This window comes from Bifidobacterium asteroides, from assembly GCF_003202695.1.
Taxonomy (GTDB): Bacteria; Actinomycetota; Actinomycetes; order Actinomycetales; family Bifidobacteriaceae; genus Bombiscardovia; species Bombiscardovia asteroides_G.
Genome location: NZ_QGLL01000008.1, coordinates 86,203 through 110,068 on the forward strand (window position 1 = coordinate 86,203; position 23,866 = coordinate 110,068).

Consider the following 23,866-nt stretch of genomic DNA (forward strand, 5'->3'; position numbering starts at 1 on the left):
CCGCTGCACTTTCACTGCACCTGAGGAATATTCACCTCTGCTTCAATCAGAGCAGTGCGCAGCCCGTAGGGATCGCTGAATCGCAGACTGCGGATGCCTGCCTTGTTCGCACCGACTACATTCATACCCTTGTCATCCACGAAGAGGGTCCTGTCAGCCTGGATTCCGAACCGATCCAAGGCGTACCGGTAGATGGCCGGGTCGGGCTTACGCATATGGATAGGGCCTGAGACCACCACTCCATCCAGCCTATGCAAAAAAGAGTCGCCATCCCAAGCGTAATGGAAGAGTTCGGATCCCCAGTTGGTTAATCCCCAGACGCCCAGGCCAGCCGCTTTGAGATCCTCCACCAGCATGCGGGCACCGGGAACAGGGCCGGTCAGCGAATCGACAAAGTGGTCGCAATAATAGGCGAACATGTCATCCCATGGGGATCCGCAGTTGTCGGCTACCCAGTCACGAGCCTGGGCGCAGGTGGCTCCGCCGTCCATCATGTTGTTGGCCCGGTAGAAGCCGGACCGGCTGTCATCCAGCATGGCCTCGATGCTCCTGCGCCCGTATCGGGCCACCATGGCCATCTCGGGCCTCCAGCCGATCAGGACGTTGCCGAAGTCGAAGATAACCTGTTCAATGGGCTGACCCTGAGCCTGAGTCGCTTCCTGCTCAGCCTGGATCACATCTGCCTCAATCCGGATCTCGCCAGGCCATCCCTTCATGCCTCTCCGCCTTTCTTGAATCCGTTCATAAACGCCTCTGCCTGCGCCCCCTCATGAAATCACGTCGCATAGACCCAGTGCATAAGCCACTGGAGCAGCAGTCAGGTCAAATCCTTGGGGTCCATTCGGAAGTGCAGCTCTCCGCGCCCGCGGCCGGCCATGTACCTGGCCTGAGCCTGCTTGAGCTCATCCGCTAGCTTGTCCCGACGGCTAACGGGAACTCGAACCAGGGCCCGGACCCTATCCTGAGTTCCCTCCAGATAGCCAGTCTTCAGCGTGGAGGGCTGGGGCATGGATACGGGACCTAGCAGGGCTGGGACCGGCTCTGGACCTGTATCTGTCATCGCTTCCTGCCCCGGAGCAATCCCGACGGTATCCAGCATCCAGGCAACAGCCTCTCTTTCACCCCAGATCGCAGCCATGCCGACCGCAGGTGGCAAGGCAGTCAGACGACGGTCCTCCAGATCGGCGGCGGCCAGCACCGGTCCCTTCCAGGTCATCAGCGCCTGGGCCAGCTGCGGATCACTCTCCCCCAGCAGGAGCACCTGCCCCCCTTGAGCCCGGGAGCGACAGAAGGAGGCCACGTGCATCCAGGCTCCCAGGGTGTCCATACGCGCATCAACGCCTTGGGCATACAGGCTGGTCCAGGCATCCAGAATGGCCACGGCCCGGTATCCTTGCGACAGCCTGGGCAGATCCAGATCGCCAGTGTCATCATTTCCGTCATTGATGCTGGAACTGACCACCCTAGGCTCGGCCCCTGGGGTGGCGATGACCAGACTGGGACGATCCTGTACACGCTCCACCACCCCGCGGGGCTGGTTTGGCGAGGAGATAACGATGGGTACATTCCTGAAGAGCATGCGCAGCTCTTGAGCCGTTCCAGCGGCACCCACCCTGATCACCCGGAGCCGTGAGCCTCCGCAATCCGGGCAGGACCAGTCCGTCGCCGCAGCCCCGCACCAGGCGCATCGAGGCGCGCCAGGCCGCCGGGCACGCAGGGGCCCGGTGCAGCGCGGGCAACGAGCCTGATGATGACAACGAGCGCAACTCAGACTTTCGAAGATGCCGTCCTGCGGTATGGACAGCAGAACCGGGCCGCGCTCCAGGGCCTGGTTGATGACGGCGACGGCGGTATGAGGCACCCGGGCGCCCATGGTCGGGTCGGCCAGACGGCTCAGTTCCTCCCGGTTCAGCCAGCGGATCCAGGGGATCAGGGTCGTCACTGCAGACCGATCAAGCGTCAAGGCTTTGCCTGGTCCGGTCACCCCTGAGTCCGCCTCGGTGGCCTCGGGCAGACTCTCCCAGTGGGAACGTATGCTTCTGGCACGGGCCATGGCAAGAAAGACGCCGCCATGGGCACGCGCCCGCAGCCTCAGCACTCCGCGGGCATTGGCATAGGGCATCATCCCATCGGCATACTGGTAGCTGGCATCGTCCATCAGTGCGAAGAGAGCAGGACCTTCCACCGGAGCGTACATGGCGGCCCGCAGCCCAATGGCGCAGCGGACCTGACCGGAGGCCAGCGCAAGGTAGGCCCTATAGCGCTCGGCGGGGGCCATGCTGCTGTCCAGAATGGCGAAATCACCGGACCAGCCGCGCGCCTCCTGCTGGCCTGGACCAGCAGCGATCGTAGGGCCAAAGGGGCGCAGGCCCAGCTGCTGGAGCACTGCGGACAGGTGGGCCACCTGACGAGTGCCTGGCAGCACCATAATCGCCGATCGTCCGGCCAGCAGAGCGCTTGTCAGAACCCTGGCAGCCAGTAGGGCGGCCTGGTCCACACCGGGCAGAATGTCTGCCATAAAGGCGGTGAAAGTATCATCCTCCAGCGACTGGTCAAGCTTCTCCAGCCCCAGATAGCCCTGATCAAGCCTCTGTTTCAGATTCCTGTGTCGATGGGCCAGTACGGCCACCCAGGCAGGATCGGATGCCGATCGGGGCTGACCGGGAACCAGCTGCTGCTCCTTGTCGATGCGGGCTACACGAGGAGGCAGGGCCAGCCGCAGTATGTTGGCCTCAGTACCACCGTAGGCCCTGGCTATGGCGGTAATATCCGCGCGCAGGGAAGGCGATATCAGGCTGCGATCCAGCACCACTCGCTCCAGGTAGCGCAGGGAGGCGTGCGGAACCTGGCTGTCTGCGACGCGCTCCCAGATGATGCCGTTGACCCTGCGCGCCCCGAATCGAACGCGAACCAGGCATCCCGGCTGAGCATGGTCATCCTGGTCGCCGTCCACCAAATAATCGAAGGTCCCGCCCAAATGAGTGGCCTGCACATCCAGCACCACCCGTGCCACAGGAAATTCTTCAGCCGGTCGGCGCTGAGCTTTCTTTCGACTGCTGTTCGAACGACGGCGTGGGGCAAGACCGTCCAGGGCAGGCTGACTGACGGCCTGCGAATCCATGGATCCTCCCCTCGCTTTCAATCGTCTGGCTTGCCAGCTGCAGCTGGCCCTATGAGAGAACCACGACGACTTCCCCCGGTCGATGACCTGGAAATCCGCCGTGGTCCTTGACGATCAGCTATTACCTGTTCACGCCAATGGCGGCCTTGAGCTCACCCACCTTGTCCACCTGCTCCCAGGTGAAGTCGGGGTCCTCCCGGCCAAAGTGCCCGTATGCCGCAGTCTTGGCGTAAATGGGCCTCAACAGATCCAGCTCATCGATGATGGCTGCAGGCCGCAGGTCGAAGACCTCGCGCACGGCTTCCTGGATCTGCTCCCGTGTGACTCCCTGCTCAGTGCCGTATGTTTCCACGTTGACGCTGACCGGATCGGCCACGCCAATGGCATAGGCCACCTGGACCTCGACCTTGTGCGCCAGTCCAGCGGCCACGATGTTCTTGGCCACCCAACGTGCAGCATAAGCAGCGGACCGGTCGACCTTGCTGGGATCCTTGCCTGAGAAAGCACCGCCTCCATGATGGGCTGCACCGCCATAGGTGTCCACGATGATCTTGCGTCCGGTCAGTCCTGCATCAGCTGCAGGACCGCCCAGGACAAAGGAACCAGTCGGATTGACCAGCACCCGATAGCCCTGATGCTCGACGGCCTGGCCGCAGATGCGATCCAGCACGGGCGTGATGACATGCTCCGTCAACTGCTCCTCCAGCCAGTCATGCCCGACCTCAGGATCATGCTGCGTGGAAATAAGGACCGTATCCACACGACGCGGCCTGTCTTCCTGATCGTATTCGATCGTCACCTGGGTCTTGCCATCAGGCCTCAGGTGGGGAATGATCCCCTCCTTGCGTACCTGGGCAAGCCGGAAGGCCAGCTGATGGGCCAAATAGATGGGAAGAGGCATGAGCGCGTCGGTCTCATCGCAGGCGTACCCGAACATGACCCCCTGGTCGCCGGCCCCCTGGGACTGGTAACGCTCCTCACGGGTGGCCGCGCTCTCCTGGCTGGCCGACAGCCGTTCCACGCCCTGATTGATTTCCTTGCTTTGCTCGCTCAGAGCCACAGTGACGCCGCAGGAATCCGCGTCAAGACCGATATCAGATGAGGTGTAGCCGATCCTGCGCAGCACCGACCGGACCTGGGACTGAATGTCCGTGTAGCCCTGGGATGAAACCTCCCCGAAGACGAAGAAGAGGCCAGTCGCCGCTGACGTCTCTACAGCCACATGCGAGTGCGGATCCTGGGCGATCAGATCGTCCAAAATGGCATCGGAAATCTGGTCGCAGACCTTGTCTGGATGGCCCTCGGTCACTGATTCAGCCGAAATCAGCCGTCGCTCTGTCATTTCATTCACCTTTGTCTTGAAGCCGTCACTGTCCGAGGATCCTGCACCGGCCACAAACAGAGCCGGCATCGGGAATCAAAGACTCAGTTGCCTTCGCTCAGATCATCCTCGCCCAAGGTCTCCTCCAGCAGTCCCTCATTAATTTCACGGAAGGCGATGGACAGGGGCTTCTCCTGATTCTGGTACTCGACCAGGGGGCCCACGTTCTGCAGCAGGCCTTCATTGAGCTGAGTGAAATAGGAATTGATCTGACGGGCCCGCTTGGCCGCAAAGATGGACAGCGCATACTTTGAATCGGCGTGCTTCATGAGATCGTCGATGGGAGGATTCGCAAATCCCTGCGGATGGGGCTCGGTACCGAATGCCATAAGATGTTTCTCCAATTCAACTGGATGAACCATTCATTCAATCTGTATGATTTTACCGCCCGGGCTCGATTTTAGCTTCAGCTGCTTCTCTGCCGGGAAAAGCAATGCAGAAACGACGAAAATTCCAACATGTGGTCATGTTCGGGCCATCGCTGTCCCCGTTAACTTGAATAAAACTATGCAGATGCGATCAGCCAAATTGATGAAGGAACGAGAGTTCGCGGGCGCCCGTGCTCTCTACCGTGCCGCTGGCGTCAAGGGCGAGGACTTCGGCAAGCCCATCGTGGCCATCGCCAACTCCTTCTCCGAGTTCGTGCCTGGTCACGTCCACCTGAACAAGGTCGGGCGCATGGTCTCCAAGGCCGTCAAGGAGGCAGGCGGCATCCCCCGTGAATTCAACACCATCGCTGTGGACGACGGGATCGCCATGGGCCATACGGGCATGCTCTACTCCCTGCCCAGCCGTGACCTGATTGCTGACGCCGTGGAATATTCGGTCAACGCCCACTGCGCCGATGCCCTGATCTGCATTTCCAACTGCGACAAGATCACCCCAGGCATGCTCATGGCCGCTCTGCGTCTGAACATTCCCACGGTCTTCGTTTCCGGAGGCCCCATGGAGGCAGGCCGCACGGTCATGCCTGACGGGACAGTCAAAGAGAGCACGGACCTGATCGACGTCATGTACGCCTCGGCCGACGACAGCATCGATGATGCTGGGCTGTTGGCCTTGGAGAAAACGGTCTGCCCAACTTGCGGCTCCTGCGCCGGCATGTTCACTGCCAACTCCATGAACTGCCTGACTGAGGCCATGGGTCTGGCCCTGCCTGGCAACGGCACCACCCTGGCCTCGCACACGGCCCGAAAGATGCTCTTCGAGCGGGCTGGCAAGCTGGTCGTCGAGATCGCCAACCGGTACTATCAGGACGACGACGACTCGGTCCTGCCGCGTTCCATCGCCACCAAGAAAGCCTTCGAAAACGCCATGACCATGGATGTGGCCATGGGCGGGTCGACCAATACCGTCCTGCACATCCTGGCCGCCGCACAGTCGGCGGATGTGGACTTCACCCTGGATGACATCGAGCGCATCTCCCATACGGTTCCCTGTATTTGCAAGGCCTCTCCTTCGGGGGACTGGGAGATATCCGACGTTCACCGGGCTGGCGGCATCTGCGGCATCCTAGGCGAGCTTGACCGTGGCGGAGTACTGCACAAGGATACGCATTCCATCGACTACCCCGACCTGGAGTCCAAGCTGAATGACTGGGACATCATGCGCCCCACCTGCCTGGATCAGGCCAAGGAGCTCTACCATGCAGCGCCCGGGCACATCACCTCCCCTGAGCCCTTCAACCAGTCCAAGGAATGGAAGGACCTTGACACCGACCGTGTAAACGGCGCCATTCACGACCTGGATCATCCAGCAGTCTCCGAAGGCGGTCTGGCCATATTGCGCGGCAATCTGGCCCCTGATGGCTGCGTGGTCAAGACCGCAGGCGTGCCCAAGGAGATCTGGAATTTCCGCGGACCGGCCCTGGTGGTCGAATCACAGGAGCAGGCCGTGGAGGTCATACTCAACGGAACCCTGCACAAGGGCCAGGCCCTGGTCATCCGCTACGAGGGACCCAAGGGCGGTCCAGGCATGCAGGAGATGCTCTACCCCACCTCATTCGTCAAGGGCAAGGGGATCGGCAAGGATGTGGCCCTGCTGACCGACGGCCGCTACTCCGGCGGCTCATCAGGCCTGGCAATCGGCCATATCGCTCCTGAGGCAGCAAACAAGGGCCCGATCGCCCTGATCCGCAACGGCGACATGATCCGCATCGACATCCCCAACCGGCGGGTGGATGTTGAGCTGAGCGATGAAGAACTCGCCCAGCGCCGCGCAGAGCTTGAAGCTGGCGAAGGCTATGTAGCCCACAGGGACCGTAAGGTCTCCCTGGCCCTGAAGGCCTATGCTGCTTTCGCTCGCTCGGCAGACAAGGGCGCCACCCGCGACCCCGACCTGATCAATAGGCTGTCAGGTCTGGACTGATAGACCAAAATCCTCCAATCAGGCTTGAACCCGACTGGAGGATTTTTTGACTCTTCCGAAACAGAACTGAAGAAGGGGGGTCAGAGACCGTACTCCTTGGCAATTACCTCCCAGAGAGCCTGCGCAGCCTTATCCACGTTGTCGTTGACTATTACCTGGTCGAACTGACCCTCGGAGGCCAGCTCCACCTTGGCGGTCTCCAGCCTTCGTGCCCGCTGCTGCTCATTTTCGGTTCCCCGCATGTTCAACCGAGTAACCAGATCCTGGAATGACGGCGGCGCCAGGAAGACATAGAACACTTCCAGACCCAGTTCCTTCGCCCTCTGGCGAACGCGATGGGCCCCTTGCAGATCGATCTCCAGAATTGTGGGCACCCCTGCCGCCATATGGTCCAGGACCGGCTGCAGCGGAGTGCCATAGTGGGACATACCATGCACCAGGGCAGTCTCCAGGAAGTCGCCGGCAGCCTCCCTGCGGGCGAACTCCCGCTCATCCATGAACCAGTAGGTGATGCCGTCCCTTTCGCCTGGACGTGGCGCGCGGGTGGTGGCAGAAACAGAGACCCAGACCTCCGGGTGGGCATGACGCAGGGCTGCCTCCACAGTGCCCTTGCCAACAGCCGTAGGCCCTGTCAACACGATCAGCCGGCCGCCCGTCTTCCCTGGTCCCCCAGTTTGTTCTTCCGAAGAATCCTGATTCGACATATCGGCACCGTTGATCGCTGACACGGCCACTTCCTTTCCTGAAGGTCATCCCTCCGGCTTATGTAGACCGGAGCATGGGTCAATCATATAGCTACAGCACCTACCTGGCCTTCTCCAGCTCCAACAGCCGGGCCGCGTGCTCCTGGATGCTCATGACCTGATAATCGTCCTTCTTGGCCACATCAATGGCCATCAGGGCGGCTGAGAATTCGGTGACCGTGGTGAATTGCGGCAGATCGGCGGCAATGGCGGCCACCCGGATAAGATAGCCATCGGAGCGCGAACCTCTGGAACTCGGAGTATTGAGGATCATGTCGATAGCTCCATCCTCGATAAGCTGGACCGGATTGCGACCCATGTGCCTAACTCCTTCAGCATCAGTGAAAGCCTGCCCCTGATCCTCGCCACCGCTGATCTTATCGACAACGGACACGTCGAAGCCGTACCGACGCAGGACGGAGGCAGTACCACGGGTGGCGCAAACGCTGAAGCCCTGCTCCAGCAGACGGGCTGCCAGCATGGGCAGCTGGCGCTTGTCTGTGTCATTGACCGATAGGAAGACGACCCCGCTGGTGGGCAGACCTCCTTGATAGGCGGCCAGCTGGCTCTTGGCGAATGCATGGGGAAAGTCCCGATCGAAGCCCATGACCTCTCCAGTGGAACGCATCTCCGGACCCAGCAAAATATCCACAGTCCGACCCACCGGAGTTCGGAAGCGCTTGAATGGCAGGACGGACTCCTTGACCGCCACAGGCTGGCCGACACGGACCATGCCGCCGTCGCCGACAGGCAAGAGCAGCCCGTTGACTCGTTGCTGGGCGATGGACTCCCCCACCATGATACGGGCCGCAGCCTTGGCCAGCGCCGCACCCGTGGCTTTGGAGGCAAATGGGACGGTCCGGGATGCGCGGGGATTGGCCTCGATCACATAGAGAGTGTTGGCCATAAAGGCATACTGAACATTGATCAGCCCCTGGACCCCACAACCTTGGGCTATTGCCAGGGTAGCCTGCCGCAACCGGTTGATCTGGTCGTCGGAGAGCGTGGAGGGCGGCAGGGTGCAGGCGGCATCGCCGGAGTGGACTCCGGCCTCTTCAACATGCTCCATGATTCCGCCGATATAGAGCTCCTGCCCGTCATAGAGGGCGTCCACATCGATCTCAATGGCGTCCTGAAGGAACTTGTCAATCAACAGGGGCGAGGGCAGACGGCCGGAGACCACCGTATCGGCCTTGGCCTCCTCCAGGGCGCGATCCACGTAAGTGTTCAGCTGTTGGTCATCATAGACGATCTCCATGCCTCGCCCGCCCAGCACGTAGGAGGGCCTGACCAGAACCGGGTAGCCGATGGCATGTGCTGCATCTCTGGCCTCATCCAGGGAAAGGGCGGTGCCGTAACGGGGGGCGTTCAGATGTTCCTTGCTGAGCACCTGACCGAAGAGCTCACGGTTCTCGGCAAGGTCAATGGATTCGGGACTGGTCCCCAGAATGGGCACCCCGGCTGCCTTGAGCCTTGCCGCCAGGGACAGGGGCGTCTGACCGCCCAGCTGGACGATGACCCCTTTGACAGGTCCCATGGCCTTCTCAGCCCGGTAGATCTCCAGAACATCCTCGAAGGTCAGCGGCTCGAAATAGAGCCTGTCCGACATGTCATAGTCGGTTGAGACCGTCTCGGGATTGCAATTGACCATGATGGTGTCATAGTCCTTGCCCAGCTCCTGGACGGCATGCACGCAGGTGTAGTCGAACTCGACTCCCTGGCCGATCCGGTTGGGTCCCGAACCCAGGATAATGACCGCTTCGCGCTGACGGGGTCGCAGCTCGGACTCGTCGGCGTAGCAGGAGTAGTAGTAGGGCGTGACCGCATCGAACTCGGCTGCGCAGGTGTCCACGGTCTTGTAGACAGGATGAAGGCCGAAGGCCCAGCGAAGCTCCCTGACGACCGCCTCGCCTTGGTCGCCCATACCGCGCAGGTGAGCGATCTGCAGGTCGCTCAGTCCCGATTGCTTGGCCCGGCGCAGCAGGTCCTCATCCAGGACTTCGGACTGGCGCACCTGAAGGGCCAGCTCGTTGATCATGCTGATCTGCTCCAGGAACCAGGGATCGATTCTGGTGGCCTGGTGAACCTGCTCCACGGTAGCTCCGCCCCAGAAGGCCCGCTGAATCTGCAGGTAGCGGTGCTCGGTGGGAGTGTGCATGGCCTCCAGCAGCTGGTCGGTCTCGGCCTGGTCGGGCCGGGGGCCATCCCAGGAGAAGGTCATGTGCCGCTTGTCGATGGAGCGCATGGCCTTGCCCAGGGACTCGCGGAAATTGCCAGCCAGGGCCATGGCCTCGCCCACGGACTTCATCGAGGTGGTCAGGGTCGTATCCGCCCCGGGGAATTTCTCGAAGGTGAAACGTGGAATTTTGGTGACCACATAGTCGATGGTCGGTTCGAAGGAGGCAGGCGTTGAGCGGGTGATGTCGTTCTCGATCTCATCCAGGGTGTATCCCAGGGCCAACTTGACTGCGATCTTGGCGATGGGAAAGCCGGTGGCCTTGGAAGCCAGAGCCGAGGAGCGTGAAACACGCGGATTCATTTCGATGACGATGATCCGGCCGTTCTCCGGGTTGACGGCGAACTGGATATTGCAGCCGCCCGTGTCCACCCCCACGCCGCGAATGATGGCGATGCCGATGTCACGCATCCGCTGATACTCCCGGTCGGTCAAAGTGAAGACCGGAGCCACAGTGATGGAGTCCCCGGTGTGCACGCCTACCGGATCCACATTCTCAATGGGGCAGACCACGACCACATTGTCCAGGCGATCGCGCATAAGCTCCAGCTCATATTCCTTCCACCCCTCAATGCCTTCCTCCAGAAGGATCTCATCAGTGGGCGAATAGTGGATGCCTGCACCGGCGATCCGCCTCAGCTCCTCGCGATCATGGGCGATTCCAGAGCCCAGGCCGCCCATGGTGAAGGAAGGACGAACGACCAGGGGGTAGCCGAGTTCGGCGGCTACTGCTTCGGCCTCATCCAGGTTGTGGGCGATGCGGGACTTGGCCGACTCGGCACCGGCCTGGTCCACCACCTGCTTGAAGAGCTCGCGGTCCTCTCCCCTGTCGATGGCCTCCAGGGAAGCGCCGATCAGCTCAACCCCGTAGCGTTCCAGCACGCCAGCCTTGCCCAGCTCCACGGCAGCGTTCAGAGCAGTCTGACCGCCCAGGGTGGGCAGCAGCGCATCCGGCCGCTCCTTGGCAATGATCCGTTCCAGGAAGGGCAGGGCGATAGGCTCAATGTAGGTAGCATCGGCCATCTCAGGGTCCGTCATAATGGTGGCGGGATTGGAATTGACCAGGATGACGCGAATCCCCTCTTCGCGCAGCACCCGGCAGGCCTGGGTCCCCGAATAGTCAAACTCGGCCGCTTGCCCAATGACGATGGGCCCCGAGCCGATGACCATGACCGAATGGATGTCCTGCCGCTTAGGCATGTGCCTTCCCTCCCTTGGCGTCCTGCATCAACGTGACGAACCTGTCGAACAGATAGGAAGCATCGTGCGGACCAGCCGCCGCCTCCGGATGATATTGAACGGAGAATGCTGGAATATCCAGGCACTCCAGACCCTCGACCACTCCGTCGTTCAGATCGACATGAGAGACCCGGACACGACCATACCGGCCTTCGCCATAGGGCGAGGGCACCGGGTCTCCCTTGGGCGCCTTGACTGCGAATCCGTGATTATGGGCAGTAATCTCAACCTTGCCGGTGCTGAGATCCTTGACAGGCTGATTGATGCCGCGATGGCCAAATTTTAGCTTATAGGTCTCGAAGCCCAAGGCACGGCCCAGAAGCTGGTTGCCCAGGCAAATGCCGAAGAATGGCAGTCCGGCATCCAGGACCTGTCTGAGGAGCGACACCTCCTCGTCTGCGGTCGATGGATCGCCTGGACCGTTAGAAAAGAAAACTCCATCAGGTCCCAGGGCCTGTATCTGCTCAATAGTGGTATCCACGGGAAGTACGTGGACCCTACAGCCGCGCTCAGCCAATCTGTGAGGGGCCATGGACTTGATCCCCAGATCCACTGCTGCCACTGTACAAACAGGCTCTTTCCCCTCATGGTCTCCGGCTGGTTCGACGATATAGGACCTGTCCGTGCTGACCTCGCCGGTCAGGTGGGATCCACTCATCTGGGGAGCCGAACGGACCTGATCAAGGAGTTCCTGCATGGTTCTGGGCCTGCCGCCGCCGTTGAGCATTGGGTCCGGGCCTGAAAAAATACCGGCCCGCATGACACCTGCAGAACGCAAGTGTCGCACGAGCCGGCGAGTGTCTATGTGACTGATACCGACGATGCCCTGACCGACCAGCTGGTCATGGAGACTGCCTCGGGCCCGCCAGTTGCTGAAGTCGGGGCTGGGTTCCCGGACTACATACCCTGCCACCCAGATCCTGTCCGACTCCCCATCCTGGTCATTGACACCGGTATTACCTATGTGGGGGAAGGTCTGCACAACGATCTGCCGAGCATAGCTGGGATCCGTCAGGGTTTCCTGATACCCCGTCATCCCGGTCGAGAAAACAATTTCACCTATGGTAGTGCCCACCGCTCCGAAGGCTCTCCCCAGATACACTTCCCCATCCTCAAGGATGAGCAAGGCCCTATTGGAGAAACGGCTATCGGAGGTGATGGTGTTGGTGTCTTTCAGGTTCACCGAACCCCCTTGATTACCGCGGATATTCGCACCCATATTAATGACTCCTATGGATCATGTCGATCGAATCGTTCAAAAGATGGCTGGGTAAATCCTGCAGGTTGGACTGCTGGTCAACCAGTCTGAATATGGCAAAAGGCCGACCTGATGCCATAACAGCTAGCGGGCATCGGTCGGCCTTTATTGGGATCATCGTTCAGTTGCTCGAAGGACGATCCGCATCGGAGGTCAGTTCCTCGGGCAAGGTCAGTTTCAGCTGGTCCAGACTGGGGGCGGACTGGTCGAGCGTATGGTCAGGGACCTGATCGGAATCTCCCCCTTCGGGTCCAATCGCTGCCGATTCCGAATCGCTGTCAGCATGAGCATCTTCAGAGCAGACATGCTCGGAGGCTGCGACCCTTGCTTTTGCCTTATCGGATTCATCATCCGAAACGACCACATCGGCTTCTGCATCAGCCAGGGCAGCAATCCTACCGGCTTGCTCACGACGAGCTTGATGGTCATCCTTCTCCTGGTCTAGAGCACTCAGAACGCCGTGAATGAAGGCGGGGGCATCAGCATCCGACAGGGTCTTGGCCAGGGACAGGGCTTCATCAATGGCCACCTTGTCTGGAACCTCGGAGTTGTAGAGCATCTCCCAGGCGGCAATACGCAGAATATTGCGGTCAATGGCATGCATGCGGCTCAACGGCCATCGGGTGGAATGGGCCTGCAGAGCCTCATCGATATCTCGACGGTGCTCTGCCACACCCTCAACGATGGTCACCGCATAAGCAGGCAGAGGTGTCTGCGCCCCCGGCCGAGCCTTGCGCTCCTCCAGCAGGGAGAGAAAATCCTGGCTCTTCTCATCGGCCTCATACAGGGTGTTCAAGGCCCGCTTGCGGGCTGTGGAACGTGCCATGGATGTGTGGTTTCCGCCTTGCTCAGTTCTCGCGGCCCAGGTAGGAGCCGTCGCGGGTGTCCACCTTGACCTTCTCGCCCTCGCCCACGAAGAGGGGCACCTGGATCTCCGCCCCGGTCTCCACAGTGGCAGGCTTCGTGCCAGCGTTGGAGCGGTTGCCCTGGACGCCCGGTTCGGTTGCAGTTACGGTCAGCACCACGGATGCAGGCAGCTCCACTGATAGGGGGTTGCCATCATGGAAGCTGATGATGCAGTCGGTGCCCTCAAGCAGGAAGCGTTCCTGATCGCCAACCAGGGTCTCGGGAATGTTGACCTGTTCATAGGTGTTCATGTCCATGAAGACGAAGGAGTCGCCGTCCCGATAGGAGTACTGCATGGTCCGGTTGTCGACGGTCTCGAAGTCCATCTTCATGCCGGCGTTGAAGGTGCGGTCCACGATCTTGCCTGAGAGGACGTCCTTGATGGTCGTGCGCACGAAGGCCGGCCCCTTGCCCGGCTTGACGTGCTGGAACTTGATGACGGTCCAAAGCTTGCCGTCCAGGTTGATGACCGATCCGTTCTTGATGTCGTTGGAAGTCTGTGCCACCTTGATACCACCTCATTCTGATGAACGTTCCTTCGGAGGGCTCCTGGCCATCTGCCGAAAGCACCGGGCCACACAGGATCCGGCCCGCTCGCGATAAATCCTCGCCTATTATGCCACGGCGCATGAACACCGCGGCTGGCCCAGCGGCGAGGCCGGCCGGATATGGGCGGGGCCCGGAATCACAGGAAGGATTCCGGGCCCCGTCATTGGATTGTGTCGGTAAGCGACAGGCAATCCTACTCGATGACCTTGGTGACTCGGCCTGAGCCAACCGTGTGGCCGCCTTCACGAACAGCGAAGGTCAGGCCCTCCTCCATGGCGACGGGCTGGATCAGCTCGACGGAGAAGGTGGCGTGATCGCCGGGCTGAACCATCTCCACGCCCTCGGGCAGGGTGATGACGCCGGTGACGTCGGTGGTCCGGAAGTAGAACTGCGGACGGTAGTTGGAGAAGAACGGCGAGTGGCGTCCACCCTCGTCCTTGGTCAGCACGTAGACCTCGCCCTCGAACTTGTGGTGAGGAGTAACGGTGCCGGGAGCAGCCACGACCTGGCCGCGCTCAACATCCTCACGGCCGATGCCGCGCAGCAGCAGACCGGTGTTGTCTCCAGCCTCGGCTTCGTCCATCTGCTTGTGGAAGGTCTCGATGGAGGTGACGGTGGTGGACTGGGTGTCCCGCAGGCCGACGATCTCCACGTTGGTGTTCACGGGCAGCTTGCCGCGCTCGACACGGCCGGTCACCACGGTGCCGCGGCCGGAGATGGTGAAGACATCCTCAATGGGCATCAGGAAGGGCTTGTCCAGGTCATGAACCGGAGTGGGGATGTAGTCGTCGACGGCATCCATGAGGTCCTTGATGGTCTGGACCCACTTGTCGTGGTCGGGGGCATCGTCATGCAGAGCGCCATAGGCGGAGGTGCGGATGACGGGGCAATCGCGGTCGAAGCCGTTCTCGTCCAGCAGATCGCGAACTTCCTCCTCGACCAGCTCGATCAGCTCTTCGTCGTCGACCATGTCGCACTTGTTCAGGGCGACCAGGATCTTCGGCACGCCGACCTGGCGGGCCAGCAGCACGTGCTCGCGAGTCTGGGCCATGGGGCCGTCAGTGGCGGCGACCACCAGGATGGCGCCATCCATCTGAGCAGCGCCGGTGATCATGTTCTTGACGAAGTCGGCGTGTCCAGGGCAGTCCACGTGGGCGTAATGGCGCTTGGCAGTCTGATACTCGATGTGCGCGATGTTGATGGTGATGCCGCGCTCCTTCTCCTCAGGAGCAGCATCGATCTGAGCGAAATCGTACTCGGGGTTGACGTCCGGGTACTCCTCATGCAGCACCTTTGAGATGGCCGCGGTCAGGGTGGTCTTGCCGTGATCGACGTGGCCGATGGTGCCAATGTTAACGTGCGGCTTGTTCCGCTCGTACTTTTCCTTTGCCATTGTGTTTTGTCCTCCTGGACGTCTCGTAGGTTGCCTGCACGAACCACGCACAGAGCACTCGCTACATATTACTGGGTTATCGGGTTCTTTGCCACTTTTGCCCTCCGCCCAGTCAGCGCTACAAGAGTGTAACGCCGACTTGTGACAGAAGAGCCTGTTGGCGGCGGTCCGCCATGACGGCGGACCAGACCGGCATTACTCGCCCCGCTGGGCCTTGATGATCTCGTCGCTGACGGCCTTGGGGACCTCAGCATAGGAGTCCATCTGCATGGTGAACATGGCGCGCCCCTGGGTCTTGGACCTGAGGTCGCCGATGTAGCCGAACATCTCCGACAGGGGCACCTTGGCGTCGATGACCTTGACGCCGGTGGCGTCGGTCATGGACTGGATGGAGCCACGACGGGAGTTGATGTCGCCCATGACGTCGCCCATGTACTCCTCGGGAGTACGAACCTCGACAGCCATGATGGGCTCGAGGATGACGGGCTTGGCCTTGGGAGCGGCCTCCTTGAAGCACATGGAGCCAGCGATCTTGAAGGCCATCTCCGAAGAGTCGACCTCGTGGATCTGGCCATCGGTCAGGGTCGCCTTGACGCCTACGACCGGGAAGCCTGCCAGCACGCCGGACTCCATGGCCTCCTGAACGCCCGCATCGACCGAGGGGATGAACTCCTTGGTGATGTGGCCGCCGGTGACCTTGTTCTCGAAGACGTAGGTCTCGCCCTCGGCGGTATCCAGGGGCTCGAAGTTCATGAGCACCTTGGCGAACTGGCCGGAGCCGCCGGTCTGCTTCTTGTGGGTGTACTCCTGGTTCATGACGGTCTTGCGGATGGTCTCGCGGTATGCCACCTGAGGCTTGCCCACGTTGCACTCCACATGGAATTCGCGGCGCATGCGGTCCACCAGGATGTCCAGCTGGAGCTCGCCCATGCCGGAGATCAGGGTCTGGCCGGACTCCTCGTCCGTCTTGACCTGGAAGGTGGGATCCTCCTCGGAGAGCTTCTGCAGAGCGATGCCCATCTTCTCCTGGTCGGCCTTGGTCTTGGGCTCCACGGCCACCTCGATCACAGGATCGGGGAAGGTCATGGATTCCAGCACCAACGGTTCCTTTTCGTCGCACAGGGTATCACCGGTGGTGACGCTCTTGAGACCGACAAAGGCATAGATGTTGCCAGCGATAGCCTCGTCGACCGGATTCTCCTTGTTGGAGTGCATCTGGAAGAGCTTGCCGACGCGCTCCTTCTTGCCCTTGGTGGAGTCCAGGACGGTATCGCCCTGAGCCACCTTGCCGGAGTAGACGCGCACGTAGATCAGCTTGCCGTAGAAGGGATGGGTGGCCACCTTGAAAGCCAAGGCCGAGAAGGGCTCGTCCACAGTGGGCTTGCGGTCGATCTCGACAGACTCATCGCCGATCTTGTAGCCCTTGATGGCCGGCACATCCTCGGGGCTGGGCAGGTAGTCCACGACCGCGTCCAGCATGGGCTGCACGCCCTTGTCCTTGAAGGCGGATCCGCAGAAGACCGGGAAGGCCGACTGCTCGATGGTCATCTTGCGCACAGCGGTGCGGATCTCCTGCTGGGAGATCTCCTCGCCACCCAGGTACTTCTCCAGCAGATCCTCGTCCGACTCGGCCACAGCCTCAAGCAGCTCGGTGTGGTACTGCTCGGCCTTGTCCTTGAGATCGTCGGGGATGTCGATGGTCTCGTACTTGGCGCCTAGGTCGGCCTCGTCCTTCCAGTAGTAGGCCACCATGCGCACCAGGTCGACCACGCCGTGGAAGTCGCTCTCAGCGCCGATAGGCAGCTGCATGACCAGCGGCTTGACGCCCAGCTTGTCCTTGATGGTGTCCACCGAGTAGTAGAAGTCGGCCCCCAGCTTGTCCATCTTGTTGATGAAGCAGATGCGGGGCACGCCGTACTTGTCGGCCTGACGCCAGACGGTCTCGGACTGGGGCTCCACGCCCTCCTTGCCGTCGAACACCGCTACAGCGCCATCGAGCACGCGCAGGGAGCGCTCCACCTCGGCGGTGAAGTCCACGTGGCCTGGGGTGTCGATGATGTTGATCTGATAGCGGTCCTCAGGATCGTGGGACTGGCGGTTCCAGAAGGCTGTGATGGCGGCGGAGGTGATCGTGATGCCACGTTCCTTCTCCTGATCCATCCAGTCCATGGTGGAGGCGCCATCGTGGGTCTCGCCGATCTTGTAGTTGACGCCGGTGTAGTAGAGAATACGCTCGGTCGTCGTTGTCTTGCCGGCATCGATGTGGGCCATGATGCCGATGTTGCGGACCTTGGTCAGGTCCGTGAGCACGTCTTGTGCCATAATTCCTTGTTCTCGCTCTCTTGGGATTACCAGCGATAGTGGGCGAACGCCTTGTTGGCCTCGGCCATCTTGTGGGTGTCCTCGCGGCGCTTGACCGCAGCACCCAGGCCGTTGGAGGCATCAAGGATCTCGTTGGCCAGCCGCTCCGACATGGTCTTCTCGCGACGGGCACGGCTGTAATCGGTCAGCCACCGCAACGAGAGCGTATTGGCGCGGTTCGGCTTGACCTCGACGGGGACCTGGTAGGTGGCGCCGCCGACACGACGGCTGCGGACCTCCAGGCTGGGACGAATATTGTCCAGGGCGCGCTTGAGCACGGCCACAGGCTCCTGGTCGGTCTTCTCCTTGACCTGCTCCAGAGCGGTGTAGACGATGTTCTCGGCGATGGACTTCTTGCCGTCCAGCAGGATCTTGTTGATCAGCTGGGCCACCACGGTGGAACCGTAGATGGGATCGGGCAGGAGCTGATGCTTTTTAGCTGGTCCTTTGCGTGACATGTGTTACTTGGCCTTCTTTGCTCCGTACAGGGAACGGCCCTGCTTGCGATCCTTGACTCCCTGGGTATCCAGCGCACCGCGCACGATGTGGTAGCGCACGCCGGGCAGATCCTTGACACGTCCGCCGCGCACCAGCACGATGGAGTGCTCCTGCAGGTTATGGCCCTCGCCGGGGATGTAGGCGGAAACCTCAATGCCGGAGCTCAGACGGACACGGGCAACCTTCCGCAGAGCCGAATTCGGCTTCTTGGGGGTGGTGGTGTAGACACGGGTGCACACGCCGCGACGCAGCGGGCTGCCCTTGAGTGCCAAAGTCTTCGACTTGCGAGGCTTGGCCTTGCGCCCTTTGCGGACGAGCTGTTCAATTGTTGGCAACTGACTCTCTCCGATTCCTTCGATGAATTTGTCTTCGTTTGCACTGCGAGACCGCTGCACCGCAGCCGCAGTCGCTCCCAAAAGGAGAGATCAGCCACTGTCCACCGGCCCGATGGCCCCTGATCCTCCTGCCGCACATTGCTGCCTGCAATCTTCGGATTCGGGGATATCCCGACAAACTCACCTGTGACATAAGGTGTGCTGTCGGCACACACGATGAAAAGTATATCACCGTGCCAGACATCGTTTCACAGCGCACGTGTCTGTATGCTCTAGGCTTTGTTCACTGTGATGCCGGGAACCGTCATTGGGAAGGCCCCTGCAGCAGACCTCCAACAGGCTTTTTGCATACCATACTTTTATAAATCCCGGTAATCGGGTGCCTGCCTGTAACAGATTCAGATTCCTGCTACATAAGCGTTACAAGTGTCGGAATATAAAGGAATGCATATCTAACTAAATCAGCACAGATAAATGCCAGAAACATAAATGTCAGCGTCCTGGCATATAAGCGCCAGCGTCCCGAAATGCTCTGGAATTCGTGGACGGTCAGCCGTCTACCTGTCTTCCTTCTCAAGAGCCTGCCGGATATAGTCGCGCAGAATCAGAGCATGGTTGACGGCTGGATCCTTGGCCGCATAGACCAGCGTCGTCCGATCATGTTCACGCACAATGCTCAGCAGATCCTCCAAGGCAGGATTCTCATCCAGCTCAGTACGGTAGCGGCGGGCGAAGTCCTCGAAGCGGTCCGGATCATGATGCCACCAGCGCCGCAGGTCCGGACTGGGAGCGATGTCTTTAAGCCAGCCGGACAGGGCTGCCCGCTCCTTGCTGACGCCGCGCGGCCAGAGCCTGTCGACCAGGATGCGGACCCCATCCTCGTCAGCCGCCTGCTCGTATACGCGTTTGATATCCACCTGACCCATCATCTGCCTCCTGAACCCAGGGACTTGTGTGATTCATGTCTCCTTGGACCATGATATTGTCCGAATCCGCATTAAGGAAGAAGCTGCGACAGCCATACCAGGGCGTAGGCTGATGATTATGCTTACAGACGCAGACAGGGGCAAGGCCGCCGGGTCAAACGGCAGCAGACCAAACCCTCAAGCCCGCAAATCGACAGACATGAATGGATCAGGACCCAAAGCACGACAGCGGCGGCTATGGATACCCGACCAGATAGGCGGATGGGCCATGGCCTTGATGCCGGGACTGGCCGGTCTGCTGGTCGGAGGCCCGACCTGGAGGAGCCTGCTGCTCATGGTCGCCTGGGCTTTCTGCTACTGCTTCGAATTCACTGGCTCAAGATGGATGGTTTCGCACCGAGCTGCCAGATTCGCACCACCAGCTCTGGGATACGCCCTGCTCACGGCCGCTACCGGGCTGATCCTGCTGATCGGCACTCCTGGGCTCCTGCGATGGGCCCCGCTCTACCTGGTCCTAGGCGTGCTGAATTTTGCCGCCGCCTGGATGCGTACGGAACGCTCCTGGTGGAACGATATAATTGCCGTGATAGCGGCCTGCACCCTCTGTCTGATCGCCATCTCGCTAGGATCACGATTCCAGAAGCCGGAACCAGGTCAGGGAAGCGTCAACACCGGATACTTCGGATGCCAGCCGAATCCTGCTGTGGACTGCTTCGGCAGCGGATTCTTCCCAAGCGCTGCCCTGCCTTCAATCGGCGTAGTCAGTGCGGCTGTCTTCGCTGTGACCCAGTTCGGTTCGGTCATCTTCGTCAAGACCATGATCCGCGAGCGCGGCAAGACCTGGTGCTACCTGCTTTCTCTGGCTTGGAACCTGGCCCTCTGCCTGATCGGAGTCGCCATGGTGCGCACTGCGGGATGGTGGCCTCTGTTAACAGCCCTGCTTCTGCTGATTCGTGCGGCCCTGTTGCCCGCAATCTCCCGTCGGCGGCGCATTCCCATCAAGTATGTGGGCCTGGTCGAATGTGCGACCAGCCTGCTGGTCTTCATTCTGGTGATTGCACAGGCTGACGTGATGACTGCGGCTCTGACAAACCTACTCAACGCATGACTGCAACCGCAGCCACGCATGTCAAGCACGAGTTCGGACCTCTTTGGGATAGTCAGTCCCGTGTGCTGATCCTGGGATCCATTCCTAGCCCGAGTTCGCGCGAGGCTGGCTTCTACTACATGTTTGCGCGCAACCGTTTCTGGCCTGTACTGGCCGCACTTTTCGACCAGCCTGTTCCAGAGCCGGATCCGGCTGTCCGCGCTCGATTTGCTCTCAATCACGGCATAGCACTCTGGGATGTCATCCAAGAATGCGACATCCACGGCGCCTCCGACGCTTCAATCACCGGGGTGGTGCCTAACAACATTGCCAGCCTGCTGGACCGCGCACCTATAGGCACCATATTCACTACTGGTCGCAAGGCCGGCCAGCTTTACCGTCGCTACTGTCTGCCGAAACTGGAGGAGAAGGGGTATCGGCCGACGGTGATCAATCTGCCGTCGACCAGTCCTGCCAATGCCGCTATGAGCCTGGTCGATCTGATCAAGGCCTACCAGCCCATAAGAAAAGCAATCGATGAAAGAGAACCAGAAAGCTAGGCAGTCGCATCGACTATGACCAATAGACAAATACCGACAGTCAAAGTCCGAGATGTCAGGAATCTTTCCAAGGATGAATTCGCCTTCCCCGGTCCAGAACGTGATCGTCTAGTGGAAGCAATCCTTGATGGGCGTAAAACTGCTACGACCAGCCTGATGGCAGAGTTCATCCATGATCATGAGCCACCCCCCTCCTCCGGCCGACGAACAGTTTTGCTGAACTCAGATGACCAGCCGGTTGCCCTCCTTAGATATGTCTCGGTGAGCGTGACCCGACTCGGCCTGGTCACGCTGCAGCATGTTCTGAATGAAGGAGAAGGCTATAAAACCCTTACTGAGTGGCGCAAGATTCATGAGTCCTTCTGGACCTCAGAAAACATGCTGCAGGCACTGGATGATCCCGACTTCACCGTCGATGATCAGACCCTGGTGGTGCTGGAGACTTTTTATGTAGAAGCCATGGTCGTGAACTGAAGGTTCAAAGACAAAGCACGATCTTTAGGCATGGGTCGAACCTCACCGGCGTGCCACGTCATACCATCGTGTATAGTTTCATCTGTTGCATTGATCTGCGATGCGGGTCAATTCATTATGGTGGCTATAGCTCAGTCGGTAGAGCACCTGATTGTGGTTCAGGAGGTCGCGCGTTCGAGCCGCGTTAGCCACCCCACCTCAAATCCCTACTCCCGACTGGGAAACAGAGGTTTTATCATATTTGTGAAAACTGCTTATCGCTAAACTTTGTGCGTCATTTGTGTGCCAAAGTCGGCAAAAATCTAGCGACCAGGTCGATACCGGCGCTCGATCTCTCTCACGGTCCGCTCCGTGGCCCCGTACCGGATAGTGGCCAGGTCTGTTCTGATCTGCTGGTGGATGGCTGCCAGGCGCTCGCGATCTTGTTCGCTGAGTCCGGCCTGCTGCTCCTGGTCGATGAGCTGGTCGAGGCGCTTGTGCAGGAGGATGGTCAGCCGCTCCCGTTCGTCGTCGGAGGCGGACACATAGCCGGGGTTGTTTTGAGGTATCTGGGAGATGTCATCGGAGATTATAGACTATATCTGGATGATAGGCCGGACCTATATGATGATATGAGTAGGGCCGGGAGGTCGCCGCCCTAGTGTGACGCGTCCGAATATCCCCACCTTGTATCACATCGTTAGCGATGCAATATAGACATCAGCAGGGGTACACACAATCGAGGAGGACAAGATGGCACTTTGCCGCATCACCTACAGGTGCGGGCATACGGACACGGTGGAGATCAAGGGCATCAACTTGTTCGGGAGGCGCAAGAAGAAGATCGCCCGGTACAGGACCATCGACTGCCCATCCTGCTGGGCGGCGAAGGTCCGCTGGGAGCTTGATGGCCTGCCCGCGCTTGAAGGCAGCGACGAGCAGGTGTTTCGCGCCGCCGACATACGCGAGAAGATCGTGGAGATGCTGATGAGGATGGAGGACGAGGCGCAGAAGGACCACGACGCCCGGGACGAGCACGGGACCGCTAAAAATCAGAAAGCAGTGGCCAGCGCCATCGCCTGGCTCAAGGCCCAGACATCCGCATCATGGTGGATCGACCACCAGGAGCCCCTCCGTGCCATCATAGCCGCTTCGGATGCGCTGCCCGGGCAGGGGGACTGACATGGCCATGATCCCCATCACACAGGATGCCGCCCATCGCCGCCGTGCACTGAATCATCGTCGGTAGCAGGCCCGGCCCCGACGGGCGCTTCAGGCACTCCAAAAACCAGTCCGATCGCGAGACCTGTCAGCAAGCTGATCATTATTACTCCTGATAGGACAGCGGCTTCCGACGCAATTACCGCGTACGCGAAGTCGGAGAATTTTCTTCAATGATGGTTTTCTCAGGATCGACTCGCTCAGGCTCTAAAGCAATCTTGCCGAATCCATCCGCCCGAATGGTTCCAGACTGTGGATTGAGTATGCTGTCTACATAACCCTTGGCTTCCACATCCACATTTGAATACTCGAAAGCCAAAGTTGTGTTGATCAGACGGCAATTGCGCAGAACAAGGTTATCTATGTAGCACATGCCCTGCAGGCTTTCGATCTGGCAATTCTCAAAAGTCAGGTTTTTAGAGTTCCAACCTAGGTATTCCCCTGAGATGGTTGAGTTCCGCACTGTTACATTCTCCGAATTCCAGAATGCGTCCTTGGACAGTATTCGGGCATGGTCAATATTTATGTCACTGGCACTATCAAAGGAATAATTGCCATCCAAGCTGAAATCGCGTGCTCTGATGCGGTGGCTGTTCATGGCAAAATAATCGCCTTGCGCGCTGACATGCTCCATATCGATGTCGCTACAATTCCATAGGGTCTCATCCGCATTAGGCATGGTTACATCCCTCATTACTATGCCGCTGGAGCGCCTGAAAGTTTTGGGGGCCTGGATAGTTGTGTCCTCAAGGCTTATGTTTTGTGTATACCAGATTCCAGCTCTGGCCATGGTGAACAGCGTGCAATCCTTCAAGGAAATATCTTTGCAATACCATAGTGGATACTTCCACTGAAAACCGCTTTGGTTAAGACGTATATCACTGGCATGCTTGAGTGGGGATTCCCCATTCGCAAAGGTGACCGAGTCAAAATCATGATGTTTGCAGAAGAAAGCCGCGCGTTCACCCGTCAATCGCCTTTGCACGGTTTTAGGACGCGGTCCGGGTTCTGCTTCCACTTCATTTGACTCTTCCACCCCAGAGACCTGCGACTTCCCCTTAATTTGAACCACAGATTCAGATTTATTTGTATTGATTTGAAATGAACTGGAAGTCATTAACTGTTCCTTTCGTCAAAGCAGCAAGCAATTAGATAGAATTCACTAGAGCGATGACGCCCATGTGCTGAAACTAAAAACAGTAAATACCAATGGTTGATTCATATCAAATACC

Annotated in this window: 21 protein-coding genes and 1 tRNA gene; 6 read left to right on the plus strand and 16 right to left on the minus strand. The window is 59.7% G+C overall.

What is annotated here, in order from left to right; translation table 11 throughout:
• Positions 1–11: 11 nt before the first annotated feature.
• The 4 genes from DKK75_RS05090 to rpoZ all read right to left on the minus strand — a co-directional run bounded on the left by DKK75_RS05090 (position 12) and on the right by rpoZ (position 4,831).
• A complete protein-coding gene (locus tag DKK75_RS05090; RefSeq protein WP_110452382.1) occupies positions 12–716 on the minus strand; it encodes an HAD family hydrolase in 705 nt (234 codons plus the stop codon).
• Between the two features lie 101 nt (positions 717–817).
• The gene (locus tag DKK75_RS05095) at positions 818–3,121 is read right to left on the minus strand and encodes a primosomal protein N' family DNA-binding protein (RefSeq protein WP_110452383.1); all 2,304 of its coding nucleotides are present in this window, start codon (positions 3,119–3,121) and stop codon (positions 818–820) included.
• 121 nt (positions 3,122–3,242) lie between these two features.
• Positions 3,243–4,463 carry a methionine adenosyltransferase gene (gene metK, locus DKK75_RS05100; protein ID WP_110452550.1) on the minus strand — a complete coding sequence of 407 codons (1,221 nt, stop codon included), beginning with the start codon at positions 4,461–4,463 and terminating at the stop codon, positions 3,243–3,245.
• Positions 4,464–4,546: 83 nt separating this feature from the next.
• Positions 4,547–4,831, minus strand: a complete 285-nt coding sequence (gene rpoZ, locus DKK75_RS05105) for a DNA-directed RNA polymerase subunit omega (RefSeq protein ID WP_015022131.1) — start codon at positions 4,829–4,831, stop codon at positions 4,547–4,549.
• A gap of 178 nt (positions 4,832–5,009) precedes the next feature.
• Between rpoZ and ilvD the strand changes: the two genes are divergently transcribed.
• Positions 5,010–6,869, plus strand: a complete 1,860-nt coding sequence (gene ilvD, locus DKK75_RS05110) for a dihydroxy-acid dehydratase (protein ID WP_110452384.1) — start codon at positions 5,010–5,012, stop codon at positions 6,867–6,869.
• Between the two features lie 80 nt (positions 6,870–6,949).
• Here ilvD and gmk read toward each other — a convergent pair whose 3' ends face one another.
• From gmk to DKK75_RS05165, 10 genes are all read right to left on the minus strand, one after another.
• Positions 6,950–7,573, minus strand: coding sequence for a guanylate kinase (gmk, locus tag DKK75_RS05115; RefSeq protein ID WP_110452551.1), 624 nt, complete (start codon positions 7,571–7,573; stop codon positions 6,950–6,952).
• A gap of 100 nt (positions 7,574–7,673) precedes the next feature.
• Positions 7,674–11,048, minus strand: coding sequence for a carbamoyl-phosphate synthase large subunit (carB, locus tag DKK75_RS05120; protein ID WP_110452385.1), 3,375 nt, complete (start codon positions 11,046–11,048; stop codon positions 7,674–7,676).
• Positions 11,041–12,270: a glutamine-hydrolyzing carbamoyl-phosphate synthase small subunit gene (gene carA, locus DKK75_RS05125; protein ID WP_110452386.1), complete on the minus strand. Its 1,230-nt coding sequence runs from the start codon at positions 12,268–12,270 to the stop codon at positions 11,041–11,043. The genes carB and carA overlap by 8 nt, the downstream gene beginning before the upstream one ends.
• Positions 12,271–12,466: 196 nt before the next feature.
• The gene (nusB, locus tag DKK75_RS05130) at positions 12,467–13,171 is read right to left on the minus strand and encodes a transcription antitermination factor NusB (RefSeq protein WP_110452387.1); all 705 of its coding nucleotides are present in this window, start codon (positions 13,169–13,171) and stop codon (positions 12,467–12,469) included.
• Between the two features lie 22 nt (positions 13,172–13,193).
• On the minus strand, positions 13,194–13,757 hold the full coding sequence (efp, locus tag DKK75_RS05135; RefSeq protein ID WP_045924655.1) for an elongation factor P: 564 nt from the start codon (positions 13,755–13,757) through the stop codon (positions 13,194–13,196).
• Positions 13,758–13,993: 236 nt separating this feature from the next.
• Positions 13,994–15,193 carry an elongation factor Tu gene (gene tuf / locus DKK75_RS05140; protein ID WP_101432623.1) on the minus strand — a complete coding sequence of 400 codons (1,200 nt, stop codon included), beginning with the start codon at positions 15,191–15,193 and terminating at the stop codon, positions 13,994–13,996.
• Between the two features lie 195 nt (positions 15,194–15,388).
• Entirely contained in the window at positions 15,389–17,515 is a 2,127-nt protein-coding gene (fusA, locus tag DKK75_RS05150; RefSeq protein WP_110452388.1) for an elongation factor G, read from the minus strand.
• 26 nt (positions 17,516–17,541) lie between these two features.
• A complete protein-coding gene (gene rpsG / locus DKK75_RS05155) occupies positions 17,542–18,012 on the minus strand; it encodes a 30S ribosomal protein S7 (RefSeq protein WP_015022140.1) in 471 nt (156 codons plus the stop codon).
• A gap of 3 nt (positions 18,013–18,015) precedes the next feature.
• Entirely contained in the window at positions 18,016–18,387 is a 372-nt protein-coding gene (gene rpsL / locus DKK75_RS05160; protein ID WP_015022141.1) for a 30S ribosomal protein S12, read from the minus strand.
• A 557-nt stretch (positions 18,388–18,944) separates the two neighbouring features.
• Complete coding sequence (locus DKK75_RS05165) at positions 18,945–19,313, minus strand: DUF488 domain-containing protein (protein ID WP_110452552.1); 369 nt, start codon at positions 19,311–19,313, stop codon at positions 18,945–18,947.
• 118 nt (positions 19,314–19,431) lie between these two features.
• Between DKK75_RS05165 and DKK75_RS05170 the strand changes: the two genes are divergently transcribed.
• The 4 genes from DKK75_RS05170 (at position 19,432) to DKK75_RS05185 (ending at position 21,630) form a co-directional block, all read left to right on the plus strand.
• Complete coding sequence (locus DKK75_RS05170; protein ID WP_181414473.1) at positions 19,432–20,421, plus strand: YwiC-like family protein; 990 nt, start codon at positions 19,432–19,434, stop codon at positions 20,419–20,421.
• Positions 20,418–20,960, plus strand: a complete 543-nt coding sequence (locus DKK75_RS05175; RefSeq protein ID WP_110452390.1) for a DNA-deoxyinosine glycosylase — start codon at positions 20,418–20,420, stop codon at positions 20,958–20,960. The genes DKK75_RS05170 and DKK75_RS05175 overlap by 4 nt, the downstream gene beginning before the upstream one ends.
• A gap of 15 nt (positions 20,961–20,975) precedes the next feature.
• On the plus strand, positions 20,976–21,434 hold the full coding sequence (locus DKK75_RS05180) for an ASCH domain-containing protein (RefSeq protein ID WP_110452391.1): 459 nt from the start codon (positions 20,976–20,978) through the stop codon (positions 21,432–21,434).
• 120 nt (positions 21,435–21,554) lie between these two features.
• Positions 21,555–21,630 (plus strand) — tRNA-His (locus tag DKK75_RS05185).
• A gap of 106 nt (positions 21,631–21,736) precedes the next feature.
• On the opposite strand, the gene DKK75_RS05190 is transcribed toward DKK75_RS05185, so the two are convergent.
• Positions 21,737–21,958 carry a hypothetical protein gene (locus DKK75_RS05190; RefSeq protein ID WP_110452392.1) on the minus strand — a complete coding sequence of 74 codons (222 nt, stop codon included), beginning with the start codon at positions 21,956–21,958 and terminating at the stop codon, positions 21,737–21,739.
• Between the two features lie 208 nt (positions 21,959–22,166).
• Here DKK75_RS05190 and DKK75_RS05195 point away from each other — a divergent pair, with 208 nt between their 5' ends.
• Complete coding sequence (locus tag DKK75_RS05195; RefSeq protein ID WP_110452393.1) at positions 22,167–22,595, plus strand: hypothetical protein; 429 nt, start codon at positions 22,167–22,169, stop codon at positions 22,593–22,595.
• Positions 22,596–22,773: 178 nt separating this feature from the next.
• On the opposite strand, the gene DKK75_RS05200 is transcribed toward DKK75_RS05195, so the two are convergent.
• Positions 22,774–23,751: a DUF3737 family protein gene (locus DKK75_RS05200; protein ID WP_110452394.1), complete on the minus strand. Its 978-nt coding sequence runs from the start codon at positions 23,749–23,751 to the stop codon at positions 22,774–22,776.
• Between the last annotated feature and the right edge of the window lie 115 nt (positions 23,752–23,866).